The organism is Arthrobacter sp. UYEF20 (genome assembly GCF_040546335.1).
Classification (GTDB): Bacteria; Actinomycetota; Actinomycetes; order Actinomycetales; family Micrococcaceae; genus Arthrobacter.
This window is the reverse complement of record NZ_JBEPNP010000002.1, coordinates 47,022-61,636: the sequence shown is the minus strand read 5'-3', so window position 1 is coordinate 61,636 and position 14,615 is coordinate 47,022. Positions and strand designations below refer to the sequence as shown.

Sequence of the window (14,615 nt, the reverse complement as noted above, 5' to 3'; positions counted from 1 at the left end):
CTAAAAACAAGATCCATTGTTTAATAGCTCCGGGAGTTCTAAAATCAAGCTATCCACTTTTAGACGCTGTAGTTTTAGAAACTGTAGAAGGAGCCCCCGATGCAATCCCCCTCAACCCTTACGGCAGGACCCCGGCCGCTCGCAGCGGAACCGGCACGGCAGGCCTTCCTGCTGCTACGGACCGTCTTCACCGTCGCTCCCATTATTTTCGGCCTGGACAAGTTCACCAATCAGCTGACCCACTGGACCATGTATCTGGCGCCCGTTGCCACGTCCGTGGTCCCACTGCCGGCCCAGACCATCATGTATATCGTCGGCGTCGTCGAAATCATCGCCGGCCTCACCGTGGCATTTTGGCCTCGGTACGGATCGCTGCTGGTCGCCGTGTGGCTGCTCGGCATCATCATCAACCTCATCGTGATGGGCAGCTTCTACGACGTCGCCCTCCGCGACTTCGGCCTGCTGGTCGGAGCTCTTGCACTGAACCGGCTGTCGCCGAGGAAGGCCCGGTAGCGGTTCACCACGGGGGCGGCTCAGTCCGGCAGTACGACGGCGAGACGCCCCCGGCGTCGGCCCTGCGGGGGCCTGGGCGTCGGCCCTGCGGAGGCCTGGGCCTGGGCCGCGGCGTCCGGGCAGGATGCGGAGCCGTACACCGAAGAGGACCCGGCCTTGCCGGCACAGGCCGGCGGATGCCCCCGGAGCCTGCACGGAGGCGGCGCATAGCGCCCGCCTGTGGAGAATCGACGTCCACCGCGCCAGCGTGCCAGCTGCGGGCGTCCGAGGCACTGGGCGGGAGGGCGGGCTCCCGCGAGCCCAGTAGGGCGGCATTCTCCAAGAACGGCCGGAATGAGAGCCCCAAAGCGGCCATCTGTGGCAAATCGACGAGACCCGCCGCGCCGACCCGGGTCCGCGGAACCGGGGCGAATGTCCGCGTGCCAGCTGCGGGCGTCCGAGGCACTGTGCGGAGGGCGGGCCCCCGCGAGCCCAGCACGCCGGCATTCTCCAAGAACGGCCGGAATGAGGGCCCCAAAGCGGCCATCTGTGCCAAACCGACGAGACCCGCCGCGCCGACGAGGGTCCGCGGAACCGGGCCGCGCGAGGCGGTGGCTGCGAAACCTGGGCGGGCACCCGCGAGCCCAGCAGGCCGGCATTCTCCAAAAACGGCCGGAATGAGATCCCCAAAGCGGCCATCTGTGGCAAATCGACGAGACCCGCCCCGCCGACGAGGGTCCGCGGAACCTGGGCGAGGGCCCGCGGCCTGGGCGAGCACCCGCGCGCAGGCGGCGGGGACGTTGTGCCGCGACGGCCCGAGGGCCTTGGCCACGCGCTCGCCCGTACCGTTGGGAATGATCCCTAGCCGGCCCCTGCCATACGGGGCATCCGCCCCGGACGCCAGCGCCTTCGCCACGGCGTCAGTCAACTCTTCGTGACTGTCCTCGCGTCTTCGTGGCTGTCCTCGCGCAGGAGCAGGACATCCGGCCGCCACCAGGACATCCGCCCGCCCGCCCGCACGGAAGCAGCCCGCCGCCTCTTGGCCGTCATGTTGACCGCGGCCAAAGGATGCCGGCGGATTCACGGCGACGGCGATAATCATGCGCTGAATCATGCCGGCCGCCGGGAACCTTCCGGGCTGACGCGATCGTTGTTCGTTTAGCCGGTTAAACTGGCCTGGCCTAAACTAGCAGGCCGGACGTCCAGGATGGGCTGGCACCATCAACGTAAAGGATTCTTGCTTGACGCAGGGCAACAGCTCGCATTACCAGGTCCTCCGCATCCCAGTGACGGCGACGGACAAGGAAATCAAGGTGGCCTACCGCAAGGCCGCCCGCCAGGCACACCCTGACCACGGCGGTGACCCCGCAGCGTTCCGGCGGGTGACCCTTGCCTACGAGACCCTCATTGACGCCAAGCGGCGCGCCGACTACGACCGCTCGTACGGCAGCGGCTCCCGCGGCTTTTCCGGAACCCCGGACCGCGAGGAAGGCGCGCACTTTGACGTGCCGGCCGCAGGCAGCCGCGCCTCGGCCCACGTACACCGCCCCAACACACCGCGAAATACCGCGGCCGATGCCCCGCTTTATCTGCCGTCCTTTGAGGACGTGGCCCAGGCCGGCGAGGTGCCCCTGGTCCCGGAGGATCTAGCGCGGCAGCAGGTCCACGGGATGCCGCGCAAGCGCGGGATCTTCGGGGCCGAAGCGAGGATCCAGCGGGAAATGCGGACCGTCCAGCTGATCAGCCGCCAAATCCTCCCCGCCATTCCGGCCGCGCGCCTCATCAACGGCCTGCAGTCACCCGCGGACAACAGCCATATCGATCACGTGCTTTTCTCCGGCTACCGGATGGCTGTTATCGGCTCCATGCTGCTGCCCCCCGGCGCCTACGCCTGGAACGGCAGCACCCTGACCCATGGCGGGCGGTCGATCGCTCCTCCGCAGCTGGCGCAGGTGGTGCGCCGGATGCAGGACATTTTCCCGGAGCTGAACGTGACCGGCTGGACCGTGGTGCACAGCAGCGACGGCAATTTGCACGAGCCGGTCATTGACCAGCAACGCCGCGCGGCTGCAGGCCTGGGCAGCGACCGCGGCGACCGCGGCGACAGCCACGACACGGTCCGGGTAGTCAACGCTGCCGGCCTGGCGCGCGGCCTGAAGCAGTTCCTGAGCTCCGGCCCGGCACCGAACACTGTCAACGTCCCGGTGCTTGGCCGCCTGCTGCGCGGGATGCACTAGCCGCGGCTCGTCTAGGATGGGAGCGTGTTCCGCATCCTCTTCCACGCCCCCGAAATTCCCGGCAATACGGGCAACGCCATTCGGCTGGCCGCGATCACCGGCGCCCAACTGCACCTCGTCGAACCCCTGGGCTTTGACTTTTCCGACGCCAAACTGCGGCGGGCCGGCCTGGATTACCATGACCTCGCCGTCGTGACCGTCCACCCGGACATCGACGCGGCCTGGGAGGCGCTGAAGCCGGAGCGCGTTTTTGCCTTCACGTCCGACGGCGAGGCCTCCTATACGGATGTCAGCTACCTCCCCGGGGATGTACTGCTGTTCGGCCGGGAATCGGTGGGACTTCCCGAGGAGCTGAAGGACGACCCGCATGTGACGTCCCGCGTCCGCCTGCCGATGCTGCCCGCCCTCCGCTCCCTGAACCTTGCCAACGCGGCGTCCATTGCCGTCTACGAGGCGTGGCGCCAGAACGGCTTCGCCGGCGCCCAGCTGTAGCCCGGCCGGCGGTTCCGCCGGCCCTCACCCGCGCCTTTTGCCGCTGCCGGACGCGCCGGCTGCAAGAAACGGGACCGTCCACGCCCATCCGGCTGCACTGCCGCGCCGAATCACATGTGAAGCCCGGTTCCGGGCAACCGCAAGGAGCACGGGGAAGGGAGCGAGGAACGGCAGGTGACAACAGTGCAGTTGGACAGACACCCGGCCCGCCGGGTGGCGGGCGGCCACGCCTATGGACCGGCTCATCCTGACCCGGGATCGGCGCCACGCGCCTTATGCTTGAAAGTGATGGAAACTCCCAACGCCCCGAATCCAGAGGCCGCCGCTCCCCCGAGCACCTCAGCCGATGTAAATCGTCGGCTGGGAATGTTACTGGAACAGATCGCCCAGGGTAACCAAGCCGCCTTTGCCGAGTTCTACCAGCTCACCTCCCGGCGTGTCTTCGGCATGGCCCGGCGGGTCCTGATCGACACGGAACTCAGCGAGGACACCACCCAGGAAGTTTTCCTCCAGGTCTGGCAGAACGCTTCGAAGTTCAATCCCGAGGCGGGAAGCCCTCTCGCCTGGCTTATGACCATCTCGCACCGCCGGGCCGTCGACAAGGTCCGGTCTTCCCAGTCGTCCACCGACAGGGAAGCGAAGTACGGCGCAAGCAGCCAGGAAGTTGACCACGATTCCGTCTCCGACGAGGTCGGCAACCGGCTTGAGGCCGAAGCCGTGGTCCGCTGCCTGGAGACCCTGACCGATACGCAGCAGGAATCCGTGCGGCTGGCCTACTACGGCGGCCTCACCTACCGGGAAGTCGCAGAAAAGCTCAACGCTGCGGTTCCCACCATCAAGTCCCGCATCCGCGACGGCCTGATCCGACTGAAGACCTGTCTGGGGGTGAGCTGAGATGACCGACATCAATGCGCAGAACAACGCGCGTGTTCCCGGCGCCTTTGCGGCCGATATCGCCACCGACCTCACTTCGGGACGGGCCGTTGATCTGGCCGAGCTGTACGCGCTGAACGCCGTCGACGACGCCGAGCGCGCCGCCGTTGAGCACTACTTCGCCGCGGCTCCGGCCGCCGAGCGCGCCGCGTTCAACGAACGGGTGCGCCAGGCGCAGGAAACGCTCGCCGCAAGCTTCACCGTGGAAGCGGAACCCCCGGCCGGGCTCCTTGACCGCATCATGGCCTCCCTGCCGCCGCAGGACGCCGGAGGGGTGAAGCAGCATGCAGCAGGCCACGCGCCGCCGTCGGTTCCGGCCGTCGTAGCCACACCGGTCCGGGAACCCAACGAGCGGCCAGTCACCGATGAACTCGGCGCAGCCCGCCGGCGCCGCGAAGAACGACGCCGGCCGCAGGGTCTGCGTAACTGGCTCGTGGGCGTCGCGGCCGCCGCCGTCATCGCCCTGGGCGGCGTCGGCGTCGGTGCCTATGTGGCGAACCAGAACGATCCGCTGAACCAGGTGCTCCAGGCCGGCGATGTCCGCCAGGCCACTGTCAACGTGACGGGCGGGGGCACGGCCACCGTGTCCGTCTCGGCGTCGAAGGACGCAATCGTCGTCAAGATGAACAACGTCCCGGCGCCCCCGCCTGGCAAGGTCTACCAGATGTGGCTGATCCCGAAGGACGGCTCGGCCCCGGTGTCACAGGGCCTGATGGACGCGGAAGCGCTGTCCAAGCCGGCCGTCGTCAAAGGCATCCACACCGCCGCGGCGCTTGGCATCACGGTGGAACCGGCCGGCGGCTCGCAGTCACCGACCCTGCCGACGGTGGCCGCCGCGCCGCTCAACGCCTGACCCTCGCTGGGGGCCGGCCCCGCACCGGCCCCAAGCAACAGCGGGAACAACAAAGCCGGGCAGGCCTTGCCTCCTCCGGAGGATGAAGCCCTGCGCGGCTGTTGTTCTTTAAGGGTGCCGGTTGTTTGAGGGTGCTTCCGACTTTCGCTAGATGTTCAGCGAGAGCAGCATTACGAAGCCGAAGCCGACCACTGAGATCAGCGTTTCCGTCACGGACCAGGTCTTGAAGGTCTGGCCCACGGTGGGCCCGAACAGTTCCTAGACCAGCCACAAGCCCGCGTCGTTAACATGCGAAAGGAACAGCGAGCCTGCACCGATCGCGAGGGCCAGTAGGGCGGCGTGCGTCGGCGTGAGCGAGCTGGCCAGCGGCGCCACGATTCCGGCGGCGGTCACGGCAGCCGAGCCGGTCGCCAGACGCAGCGCGACGGCCACGATGCTTCACGGCCAAGGAACGCCGGATGAAGCGGCGCCGGAATCGTGCCGTGGTGTGACCAGCCAAAACAGGCACGGCACCCGGTATTGATGACAGGTAAACGACAGTGGTGTACTTCCGGGGAGGGGCGCTTTCGCACCCCAACCAAAACAGGCACGCACACTGGAAGAATTGGACCCATGGCACAGACAGAGGAATACCAGACCGTGACGATTCCGGCGGGCAAGAAAGCCCAAACCAAGGCACTGAACAAGCTGGCCCGAGACGGCTGGATATTGGTGGACAAGAAACACTTGTGGGGTGCTGGTGTGGACACCGTGACCATGAAGCGTACCTATGTCGCGCCGGCCCCACAGTTCAGCCTAATGACTTGGCTGATGCGCAAGCTGACCAGGTAGTTCAGCGCAACCAAACAGGCACGCCACCACCTGATAATTAGGGGTAAGGCCAGATGCCACCCCTGAAAGGAACGCCAGTTGAAAGTCGTCCCCATTGATTCCACCGCGCTGTTACTCGTCGCGTTATTTGACATGACGGCGTCGGTTTCCGTGACGACGGGCCGGGCATGAAAATGCCCCACCGGAGGTTCCCGCCACCAAGCGCATGCGCGAAACCGTCGCGCTGGGCCGCAGCATCCTTGGCGGCAATCGCATCGTCACGGACTACGAGATGGCAAAAATCTTCTGCGCCGCCGAAGCAATCTACACCTACGAAGGCACCTACGAGATCAACACACTTTTAGCCGGCCAAGCCATCACCGGCGTCGCAGCATTTGTCTAGGCCGGCCCGCGCCCTGTCCTCGATATCGGACAAGAAACCCTCCGTTCCCCTGCCCGAGGCACAGCAAATCCAGCCTTCAAAGATCAGCACTTCCTAGCTGGAATGAAATGTGTGATGGCTGGAGCGTTGACTACAGCCTGGCGGCGTCGCCGGCGTCAAGACCCAGTCGGTCGATGATTTCCTGGGCTTCTTCCGCAGGCGTCGCGGAAACGCACAGGCTGATGAAGGATTCGTCCTCGGTGGGCGCCTCGAGCGCGTCGAACTGGGATTCGAGCAGGGCCGTGGGCATGAAGTGCCCGTGCCGGGAGGCCAGCCGGTCCGAGATTCGGTCCTTGCTTCCCTCCAGGAAGACAAACACCACGCCCTCGCCCCGCAGGACATCCCGGTAGCGCTTCTTCAGGGCCGAGCACGTGATCACGCCGGGAATCCCGGCTTCAGTGTGGGCCCGGATCCACTCGGCGATGATGTCAAGCCAAGGCCACCGGTCCTCGTCAGTCAGCGGCTCGCCCGCCTGCATCTTGGCCACATTGGCCTGCGGGTGCAGGTCGTCGCCTTCCGCGAGATCCCAGCCGAGCTGGCCCGCCAGGACACCGGCCACAGTTGACTTGCCCGATCCCGAGACACCCATGATCACGAGAACGGGTTGCTGCGCAGTCTTCGCCATCAAAGTCTGCCTTTCATTAATAAATATGATTTAAACAAAGGCCAGCTTATGGCAGCGGGCCGGCCCGGGGCAACACTAGAAACCGGCGATGGTCCCCGGGCCATTGACTGTGACGACGTGGAACGCCTCGGCACTGCGGCCGGCGGGCAGCCCGCCGCGCTGGGCGGTCCCGAGCATCAATCCACGCACGGTGCGTTCCATCGCCCCGGCGTCGGGATGCTGGCTGACGTGGATGTGGACGGCGGCGAGCTTGCTATCCACCTGCTCCGTGACGTCCACGAAATGGTTTTCGAGTTCCTCGGGTCCGGCGAAGAGCCACAGCCATGGCAGCTTGTAGGCCTCAAGGCCGGCCCCGGCGAGCTCCGGGTAGGCGAAGGGATTCTCCAGCGCCGGATACACCGCACGGGTCACGGCCTCCCCCACGGCCAGGTGGTCTGGGTGGCTCTTCTGGAGCCGGCTCCAGTTGCGCTCGGGGTGCATGGAAAGCACGACGTCGGGCCGGAGCTGACGGATCAGCCGCACCACCTCCCGCATGACTTCATGGGTGGGCTCGAGGTAGCCGTCGCGCTGGTGCAGGTAGTGGATGTCCGTCACGCCGACCAGAGCGGCGGCGCGGCGCTGCTCCGCATTCCGCAACCGGACGATTTCGTCGCGCTGCTCCGGGTCGAAGCCGCCGGCGTCGCCGTCGGTCATGATGCAGTAGCTGACCTCCACCCCGGCGGCGGTCCAGGCGGCAATGGTGCCGGCGGCGCCGAAATCGATGTCGTCGGGGTGGGCGGTGAAACAAAGGACCCGCCCGATCCGGGAGCTTCCCGGGCCGAACGGGCTTTGCGCCGCAGTGGCATTGGTGCTCAAAGTATCAACCTCTGCGCTTCTTGATTTCTTCGGTGGCCTGCGGCAGGACCTTGAAGAGGTCCCCGACAATGCCGAAGTCGGCGATTTCGAAGACCGGCGATTCGGCGTCCTTGTTCACCGCCACGATCACCTTGGCGGTCTGCATCCCGGCTTTCTGCTGGATGGCGCCGGAGATGCCGGCGGAGATGTAGAGCTGGGGCGAGACGGTCTTCCCGGTCTGGCCCACCTGGGCGTCGTGGCCGATCCAGCCGGCATCCGTCGCGGCGCGGGAGGCGCCGATGGCGGCTCCCAGCGCGTCCGCGAGGTCTTCCACGGGTCCGAAGTTCCCGTCGACGCCGCGGCCGCCGGCCACCACAATCCGGGCCTCGGCAAGGTCCGGGCGCCCGCTGGCGGGCTTTTCGCTGCGCGACGTGATGCGGGCGGACGCGGCTGTGGCCGTCTCCGGAACCTCGACCGTGACGGCCTCCGGTGCCGTGCCCGTGGTGGCGGGCTCCGGTGTGATGCTGTTGGACTTCACGGTGAGCACGGCCACCGGCGTCGTGGCTTTCGCCGTCGTGGTGTAGGAACCGGCAAGCACGGACTTGTGGGCCGTTCCGTCCGGCTCCACGGCGACGACGTCGGTGATGACGCCGGCGCCGAGCTTGATGCCCAGCCGGGCTGCAACTTCCTTGCCGTCGGCCGAGTTTTCTGTCAGGACGACGGCGGCCCCGGAGGCCTCCACCGCGGCGGCCAGGTAGGACGCCTTGGCGCCCACAAGGTAGTCGTCGAGGTCGGCCGCGGAGGGGCGGTACAGCGCCTGGACCCCGTAGGCCGCGAGGGCCGCGGCGACCTCGTCGTGCAGTTCACCGTTGAACGCGACGGCCGGCTCGCCGAGGGAGCGGGCGATGGTGAGCAGTTCCAGGCTGGACTTCTTCAGCGCCGGGCCGGGGTTGTCAATGAATACGAGTACTTTTGCCATGTCTGATGATCCCCTTAGAGCAGCTTCTGGGCGGCCAGGAACTCGACCAGCTGGATGCCGGCGTCGCCTTCGTCGGTGATGATGGTGCCGGCGGTGCGCGGCGGGCGGGCCTCGGCGGTTTTGACCGCGGTCCAGGAACCGGACGCCCCCACCTGCGCGGGGTCGACGCCGATGTCGGCGAGGGCCAGCGTGGTGATGGTCTTCTTCTTGGCCGCCATGATGCCCTTGAAGTTGGGGTAGCGCGGATCGTTGATCTGGTCCGTGACGGAGACCAGGGCCGGCAGGGTGGCCTCGATGGTGTCCGCGTGGGAGTCGCCGTCTCGGCGGGCGGTGAGCTTGCCGCCGTCGAGCTCCAGGGAGGAGGCGAAGGTCACCTGGGGCAGGCCCAGGCGCTCGGCGAGCTGGGCCGGGACCAGGGAGGTCTCGCCGTCGGTGGAGGCCATCCCGGTGAGGATGAGATCGGCCGGGGCATCCGCTTCGAGGTGCCGGATGGCCGCGGCCAGTGCCAGCGAGGTTGCGGCCGCGTCGGAGCCGGCGAGCGCCTCGTCGCTGAGGTGCACCCCTTCCGTCGCACCGATCTGCAGCGATTTCTTCACCGCGTTGACGGCACCGGCAGGGCCCATGCTCAGGGCGATCACCTTGTTGCCGGCCGCCTCGCCGCCGCGGGCCTCGATCAGCTGCAGGGCCGCTTCAAGGGCGTACTCGTCCAGCTCGGAGAGGATGCTCTCGGAACGGTCGGTCGTGTTGCCCGCGCCGGTCAGATGCCGGTCGAACTGGGCGTCAGGGACGTGCTTGACCAGCACGATGATCTTCAAAGTCTCTTCCACTGTGTGTACAGCAGCCTTCCATGCGGGTGGACAGCCAGCCGGGTGGGGTCGTGGCCACGGAACGCCCGGGATGCCGGGTTGCTCCAAGCTAACCACATAGCGCAGCCCCGGCGCGGCCTGGGTTAACGTCCATGTCAGTGCGGCGGCGGGGGCACGGACAAGGCCGGGCGGCACCTGCTGGTGCCGCCCGGCCTTCGGGGCTGTCCTACTGCTCGGCTGCCGCCCCGAGCGTGACGTCCAGTTGCTGCTCCTGGCCGTTGCGGAGCACCGTTACCTTCACCGTGGCACCGGCGGCCTGTTCCCGGACCGCGGCGGTCAGTTGGTTCGGATCGCTGACGGAGAGGTCCTGGAACTTCGTCACGACGTCGCCCACCTTGATGCCGGCCTTGTCCGCGGCGGATCCGGACTCAACGGTGGCGACTTCCGCCCCGACCGAGAATCCGGAGGCCGAGGTGCTTGCGGTCTTGGCCTTCACGCTGACGCCGAACTGGCCGTGGGTGGCCTTGCCGTTGCTGATGATCTCCTGCGCGACGCGCTTGGCGTGGTTGATCGGGATGCTGAACCCAACGCCGATGTTGCCGCTGCCGGCGGCATCGCCGCCGGCCGAGGCGATGGCGACGTTGACGCCGATGATCTCGCCCTTGGTGTTGACCAACGCGCCGCCGGAGTTGCCGGGGTTGATGGCCGCGTCGGTCTGGATCACGTTGATGGAGATGGAGCCCTGGTCTGCCGGGCTCTGGTTTTGCCCGCCGCCGGGAGGAGCGAACTGGAAGCCCTGGTCGCCGCCCTGTGAACTGTCCGCACCGTCCTTGGGTGCTGCGGAGGAGGCGACGCTGATGGTGCGGTTCAGGGTGGAGACGATGCCGTCGGTGACGGTTCCCGTGAGGCCGAGGGGCGAGCCGATCGCGACGGCGGTGTCGCCGACGTTGAGCTTGCCGGAGTCACCCAGCGTTGCCGGGACCAGTCCGGAGCCGTTCTGGATCTGGACCACAGCGAGGTCCGACAGCGGATCGGTCCCGACGATCTTGGCGTTGTAGACCTTGCCGTTGCTCGTGCGGACCTCGATCGTGGCGTTGGCGGCCTTGCCGTCGAGGGTGACGACGTGGGTGTTGGTGAGGACATGGCCTTCGCCGTCGAGGATGATGCCGGAGCCGGTGCCGCCGTCACTGCCGCTGGTTGCCTTGATGGTCACCACACTGGGTGAGGCCTTCACAGCCGCGGCGGTGATGGTGTTGACATCGTCCTTGTTGTTCACGATGACCGGGCCCGCCTGGGTGCTGCTGCCACTGCTCGAGGACGTCAAGGCACGGTCACCCAGCAGCTGCGTTGTCCCGGCGACGACGCCGCCGCCGACCAGCCCGGCGGCCAGGATGCTGGCAACGAGCGTGGGGACGCCGAAGGCTGCCTTGCGCTTTGGCGCGTTGGACGGTGCAGCGTACGGGGACTGCCCGTAGGGGGCCGGGTTGTGCTGCGTCTGGCTGTGTTGGGGCTGGCCGTTTTGGGGCTGGCCATACTGCTGGCCGTGCTGGGCCTGGCCGTACTGGGAAGGATACTGCGGCTGGCCGTGCTGGGTCGGCCCGTAATGCTGGGTCGGGGTGGGCGCAGCCTGTTCGCCGTAGAAGGGCTGGCGCTGCGGGTAGACCGGCGTTGGGGAGCCTTCTTGCGTCCGGTCCAGCCGGAGCGTCGGGTTCTCGTGTTCTGAGTCCGGCACCGCAGTGGCCGCCGGCTGCCCCGAGGAGCCCTCTGGCGGGGTCTCCGGTTCTCGGTTCTCTGGTGTTGCACCGTGCGCTGGGTTCTCAGTCATAAGACTTCCTTTCATCCTCGTCTGCATTAACTATGGACGCCCTGACTGATATTAGGGCGGTCATTTGCTGGGAGGTTCCTGAACGGTCGCAGGACAGACCGTGATGGGCACGCTACAGCCTTTCAGCGCGTTTCGCTGGTGGCATATTCCCACCGGTGGACGGCCCAATGGGTGGACCATAGAATCAAATGGAATTGCCACAGCGACCTGCGGCTTTATTTCTGCGTGGGGGCGCTGCTGCATTCTATGACGACTGGTTCGGCCGAACCAGTCGCAGAAGTGCTGAAGGGTTGCACATGCGGTCTACCTATAAACGTCTCCTCGCCGTTCTTGGCGTGGCCGGATTGCTGGCGCTTCCCGCCGCTCCGGCCCTGGCCGAAGATCCGGTGACCATTCCGAGCGGGCAAAACATCGTGGACAGCACGAACGTGCTCGGAGGCCGGAAGGCCGAGGTCCAGGACGCCATCCAGAAGCTCCTGAAGGACCACAAGTACAACCTCTACGTGGTCACCGCCAAGACCTTTGAGAACCCCTCCACCGCGAAAGAGTGGGCGCAGGCCGTAGCCACGAAGAAGGGCATGGGCAAGGCCGACGTCATCCTCGTGATGTCCGACGAAGGCAAGTACTACTTCGCGGCCAACTCGGCGAGCGCCATAGCCTCGAAGAACAGCAATATCACGTCCAACGCCATCGTTCCCAACGTGGCAGGCGGCAAGCGCGACTTTGCCCAGGCGGCCATTGACACCGCCACCGCCGTTGGCGACGCAGCCGGCGGCGGCAGCGGCTCGGTCTCCTCCGGTGATGGCGCAGGCGCCGCTGTCCTCGTCGGCACTGGCGTCGTCGCGGCAGGCGGCGCGGGCGCCTACCTCTTTTACCGGAACCGCCGGAAGAAGAAGGCTGCTCAGGGCGCCGGCTACGGCCAGCAAGGCGCAGAGCTCGACCCGCTCGCCGGTCTCACCGTCGAGGAACTGCGCCGCAAGAGCGGTTCGCTGCTGATCGAAGCCGACGACGCCATTAAATCCAGCGAACAGGAACTCGGCTTCGCGCAGGCACAGTACGGCGACGCCGCCGTCGGCAACTTCACCAAGGCGTTGCAGGATGCCAAGGGCCACATGTCGGAATCCTTCAAACTGCAGCAGCAGCTCGACGACCACATCCCCGACACCGAGGAGCAGCAGCGCAGCTGGCTCGGCGAAATCATCCGCCGTTCCGAGGCCGCCCTGGCATCCCTCCAGGAGCAGAAGGCCGACTTCGATTCACTCCGGGAACTGGAGAAGAATGCCCCGCAGGCGCTTGCAGCGGTCAGCGCAGGGGCGGAGCAGGCCGGAACCAAGATTGCCGGCGCGGACCAGTCGCTGACGGAGCTGCGGGCCAAATATGCCGAGAGCGCGCTGGTTCAGGTGGCCGACAACATCAGCCAGGCCAAGGAGCGGCTGGAGTTCGTGAAGAACGCCTCGGCCACCGCCCAGGAGAAGCTCGGCGCCGGTGAGGGCAGCCTCGCGGCCGTGGCTGTCCGTGCGGCGGAAGAGAGCCTGCACCAGACCAACGTGTTGATTGACGCCATCAACAAGGTCTCGGGGAATCTGGACGAGGCCCGCAATGGACTCGAGTCCGCGGTTGTTGACACCTCGCAGGATCTGGCGCAGGCCCGCGCCATGATCCAGGCCGGGGCGAACCCGGAGCTCGCTGGCCCGGTCGCCGCGGTGGAAGCCGCACTGGCGAGGGTCAAGGCGGAGATCCAGGGCGGCAAGATCGATCCGATCGCCACGCTGGAGCGGGTGGAAGCGGCGCACCAGTCGCTGGATGCCTCCCTTACAGGGATCCGCGACCAGCAGGAGCAGGCCCGCCGGGCGCAGGCCTCGCTGCAGCAGAGCATCATGTCCGCGCAGGCCCAAATCAGCGCGACCTCGGACTACATCACCGCCCGTCGTGGCGGCGTGGGCACCGAGGCGCGCACGCGCCTCGCGGAGGCCCAGCGCAACCTGGACTACGCCCTATCCATCTCCCGTAACGACCCGGTCACGGCCCTGCAGTACGCACAGCAGGCCCATTCCCTGGCGGCGCAGGCAGCTCAACAGGCACAGTCGGATGTCGACCAGTTCGGCGGCTACGCCAACCAAGGCCAGGGCTACGGCCGCGGGGGGATGTTCGGCGGCGGAGGTGGCGGCCTCGGCGGCGCCATCCTCGGCGGCATCCTGATCAACTCCATCCTGCACGGCGGCGGAGGCGGCGGCTGGGGCGGCGGAGACTCCGGCGGCGATTCCGGCGGAGGCTGGGGTGGCGGTGACTTTGGCGGTGGAGGCGACTTCGGCGGCGGAGACTCCGGCAGCTTCTGACTGACCCCGCGACCGGCCAGGGCGGGCCGGCCACAGACTACGCGCCGGCAGGAACGCTCCGGCCGGCGGATAGAAGCAGTACATTCACTGTTCACTGAATTCAGTGGGAACCACTGAGCAGGACGAAAGGTAACACCATGAAGCAGTCCATTTTCGGCCGCATGGCGCAGCTGGCGAAGGCCAACATCAACTCCTTGCTGGACCAGGCTGAGGACCCGCAGAAGATGCTGGATCAGATGGTCCGGGACTACACGAACAACATCGCCGAGGCCGAGTCCGCGGTGGCCCAGACCATCGGCAACCTGCGTATGCTCCAGGATGACTACCACGAGGACATCAAGAACGCCCAGGACTGGGGCAACAAGGCCCTCGCAGCCTCACGCAAGGCCGACGAGTACCGCGGCAAGGGTGACGCGCCCGACGCCGAGAAGTTCGACAACCTCGCCAAGGTGGCACTGCAGCGCCAGATGTCCGCGGAAAACGAGGCAAAGTCCGCCGAGCCCAGTATCGCTTCCCAGACCGAGGTCGTGGACAAGCTCAAGCACGGCCTGGACCAGATGAAGGGCAAGCTCAACGAGCTCACCAGCAAGCGCAACGAGCTGGTGGCCCGGTCCAAGACCGCCGCCGCCCAGACCCAGGTGCACGATGCCCTCAAGAGCATCGACTTCATGGATCCCACCTCGGAGGTGGGCCGCTTCGAGGACAAGATCCGCCGCGAAGAAGCCAAGGTCCGGGGCCAGCAGGAACTCTCCGCCTCCAGCCTCGATGCGCAGTTTAATTCGCTTGAGGACCTCGGCGAGCAGACCGAGATCGAGGCACGGCTCGCCGCCCTGAAGTCCGGCGGTTCCCCCGCAGCCATCGGCACCGGCGGCGCCCAGAAGACCGGTTCCACGGTCGACGAAGCCGACTTCGACAAGCTCTAGGCGGCGCACTCTCAGCGGCGCCGCCGGC

Annotated in this window: 13 protein-coding genes and 2 pseudogenes; 9 read left to right on the top strand and 6 right to left on the bottom strand. The window is 66.9% G+C overall.

Annotated features, from left to right (window positions below; all coding sequences use genetic code 11):
• Positions 1–99: 99 nt before the first annotated feature.
• The 5 genes from ABIB26_RS02815 (at position 100) to ABIB26_RS02795 (ending at position 5,007) form a co-directional block, all read left to right on the top strand.
• Entirely contained in the window at positions 100–513 is a 414-nt protein-coding gene (locus ABIB26_RS02815) for a hypothetical protein (RefSeq protein WP_354239388.1), read from the top strand.
• A gap of 1,220 nt (positions 514–1,733) precedes the next feature.
• Positions 1,734–2,729: a J domain-containing protein gene (locus ABIB26_RS02810; protein ID WP_354239386.1), complete on the top strand. Its 996-nt coding sequence runs from the start codon at positions 1,734–1,736 to the stop codon at positions 2,727–2,729.
• 24 nt (positions 2,730–2,753) lie between these two features.
• Positions 2,754–3,221 carry a tRNA (cytidine(34)-2'-O)-methyltransferase gene (locus ABIB26_RS02805; RefSeq protein WP_354239384.1) on the top strand — a complete coding sequence of 156 codons (468 nt, stop codon included), beginning with the start codon at positions 2,754–2,756 and terminating at the stop codon, positions 3,219–3,221.
• Between the two features lie 288 nt (positions 3,222–3,509).
• Positions 3,510–4,115, top strand: coding sequence for an ECF RNA polymerase sigma factor SigK (sigK, locus tag ABIB26_RS02800; protein WP_354239383.1), 606 nt, complete (start codon positions 3,510–3,512; stop codon positions 4,113–4,115).
• 1 nt (position 4,116) lies between these two features.
• A complete protein-coding gene (locus tag ABIB26_RS02795) occupies positions 4,117–5,007 on the top strand; it encodes an anti-sigma factor (protein ID WP_354239381.1) in 891 nt (296 codons plus the stop codon).
• 147 nt (positions 5,008–5,154) lie between these two features.
• On the opposite strand, the pseudogene ABIB26_RS02790 reads toward ABIB26_RS02795, so the two are convergent.
• Positions 5,155–5,442: pseudogene (locus ABIB26_RS02790) on the bottom strand (GntT/GntP/DsdX family permease); the annotation flags it as partial.
• A 177-nt stretch (positions 5,443–5,619) separates the two neighbouring features.
• On the opposite strand from ABIB26_RS02790, the gene ABIB26_RS02785 reads away from it, so the two are divergent.
• Together ABIB26_RS02785 and ABIB26_RS02780 are read left to right on the top strand one after the other, a co-directional pair.
• A complete protein-coding gene (locus ABIB26_RS02785; RefSeq protein WP_354239379.1) occupies positions 5,620–5,838 on the top strand; it encodes a hypothetical protein in 219 nt (72 codons plus the stop codon).
• Positions 5,839–6,034: 196 nt separating this feature from the next.
• Positions 6,035–6,220: pseudogene (locus tag ABIB26_RS02780) on the top strand (acyl-CoA dehydrogenase family protein); the annotation flags it as partial.
• Positions 6,221–6,350: 130 nt separating this feature from the next.
• Here ABIB26_RS02780 and ABIB26_RS02775 read toward each other — a convergent pair.
• The 5 genes from ABIB26_RS02775 to ABIB26_RS02755 all read right to left on the bottom strand — a co-directional run bounded on the left by ABIB26_RS02775 (position 6,351) and on the right by ABIB26_RS02755 (position 11,328).
• On the bottom strand, positions 6,351–6,884 hold the full coding sequence (locus tag ABIB26_RS02775) for a gluconokinase (RefSeq protein ID WP_354239377.1): 534 nt from the start codon (positions 6,882–6,884) through the stop codon (positions 6,351–6,353).
• Between the two features lie 75 nt (positions 6,885–6,959).
• Positions 6,960–7,739 (bottom strand): PIG-L deacetylase family protein, encoded by a 780-nt coding sequence (locus ABIB26_RS02770; RefSeq protein ID WP_354239375.1) that lies wholly within the window; start codon positions 7,737–7,739, stop codon positions 6,960–6,962.
• A 4-nt stretch (positions 7,740–7,743) separates the two neighbouring features.
• Positions 7,744–8,697 carry an electron transfer flavoprotein subunit alpha/FixB family protein gene (locus tag ABIB26_RS02765; protein WP_354239373.1) on the bottom strand — a complete coding sequence of 318 codons (954 nt, stop codon included), beginning with the start codon at positions 8,695–8,697 and terminating at the stop codon, positions 7,744–7,746.
• A 14-nt stretch (positions 8,698–8,711) separates the two neighbouring features.
• Positions 8,712–9,512, bottom strand: a complete 801-nt coding sequence (locus ABIB26_RS02760) for an electron transfer flavoprotein subunit beta/FixA family protein (protein WP_354239832.1) — start codon at positions 9,510–9,512, stop codon at positions 8,712–8,714.
• A gap of 217 nt (positions 9,513–9,729) precedes the next feature.
• Complete coding sequence (locus ABIB26_RS02755) at positions 9,730–11,328, bottom strand: trypsin-like peptidase domain-containing protein (RefSeq protein ID WP_354239371.1); 1,599 nt, start codon at positions 11,326–11,328, stop codon at positions 9,730–9,732.
• A 296-nt stretch (positions 11,329–11,624) separates the two neighbouring features.
• Here ABIB26_RS02755 and ABIB26_RS02750 point away from each other — a divergent pair, with 296 nt between their 5' ends.
• Positions 11,625–13,664 carry a TPM domain-containing protein gene (locus ABIB26_RS02750; RefSeq protein ID WP_354239369.1) on the top strand — a complete coding sequence of 680 codons (2,040 nt, stop codon included), beginning with the start codon at positions 11,625–11,627 and terminating at the stop codon, positions 13,662–13,664.
• 137 nt (positions 13,665–13,801) lie between these two features.
• The gene (locus ABIB26_RS02745) at positions 13,802–14,587 is read left to right on the top strand and encodes a PspA/IM30 family protein (protein WP_354239367.1); all 786 of its coding nucleotides are present in this window, start codon (positions 13,802–13,804) and stop codon (positions 14,585–14,587) included.
• Positions 14,588–14,615 lie beyond the last annotated feature (28 nt).

Excerpts from the sequence above, each read along its gene's own strand:
- ABIB26_RS02815 (WP_354239388.1), top strand. The coding sequence starts at position 100 with ATGCAATCCCCCTCAACCCTTACGGCAGGACCCCGGCCGCTCGCAGCG.
- sigK (WP_354239383.1), top strand. The coding sequence starts at position 3,510 with ATGGAAACTCCCAACGCCCCGAATCCAGAGGCCGCCGCTCCCCCGAGC.
- ABIB26_RS02795 (WP_354239381.1), top strand. The coding sequence starts at position 4,117 with ATGACCGACATCAATGCGCAGAACAACGCGCGTGTTCCCGGCGCCTTT.
- ABIB26_RS02785 (WP_354239379.1), top strand. The coding sequence starts at position 5,620 with ATGGCACAGACAGAGGAATACCAGACCGTGACGATTCCGGCGGGCAAG.
- ABIB26_RS02775 (WP_354239377.1), bottom strand. The coding sequence starts at position 6,884 with ATGGCGAAGACTGCGCAGCAACCCGTTCTCGTGATCATGGGTGTCTCG.
- ABIB26_RS02765 (WP_354239373.1), bottom strand. The coding sequence starts at position 8,697 with ATGGCAAAAGTACTCGTATTCATTGACAACCCCGGCCCGGCGCTGAAG.
- ABIB26_RS02755 (WP_354239371.1), bottom strand. The coding sequence starts at position 11,328 with ATGACTGAGAACCCAGCGCACGGTGCAACACCAGAGAACCGAGAACCG.
- ABIB26_RS02750 (WP_354239369.1), top strand. The coding sequence starts at position 11,625 with ATGCGGTCTACCTATAAACGTCTCCTCGCCGTTCTTGGCGTGGCCGGA.
- ABIB26_RS02745 (WP_354239367.1), top strand. The coding sequence starts at position 13,802 with ATGAAGCAGTCCATTTTCGGCCGCATGGCGCAGCTGGCGAAGGCCAAC.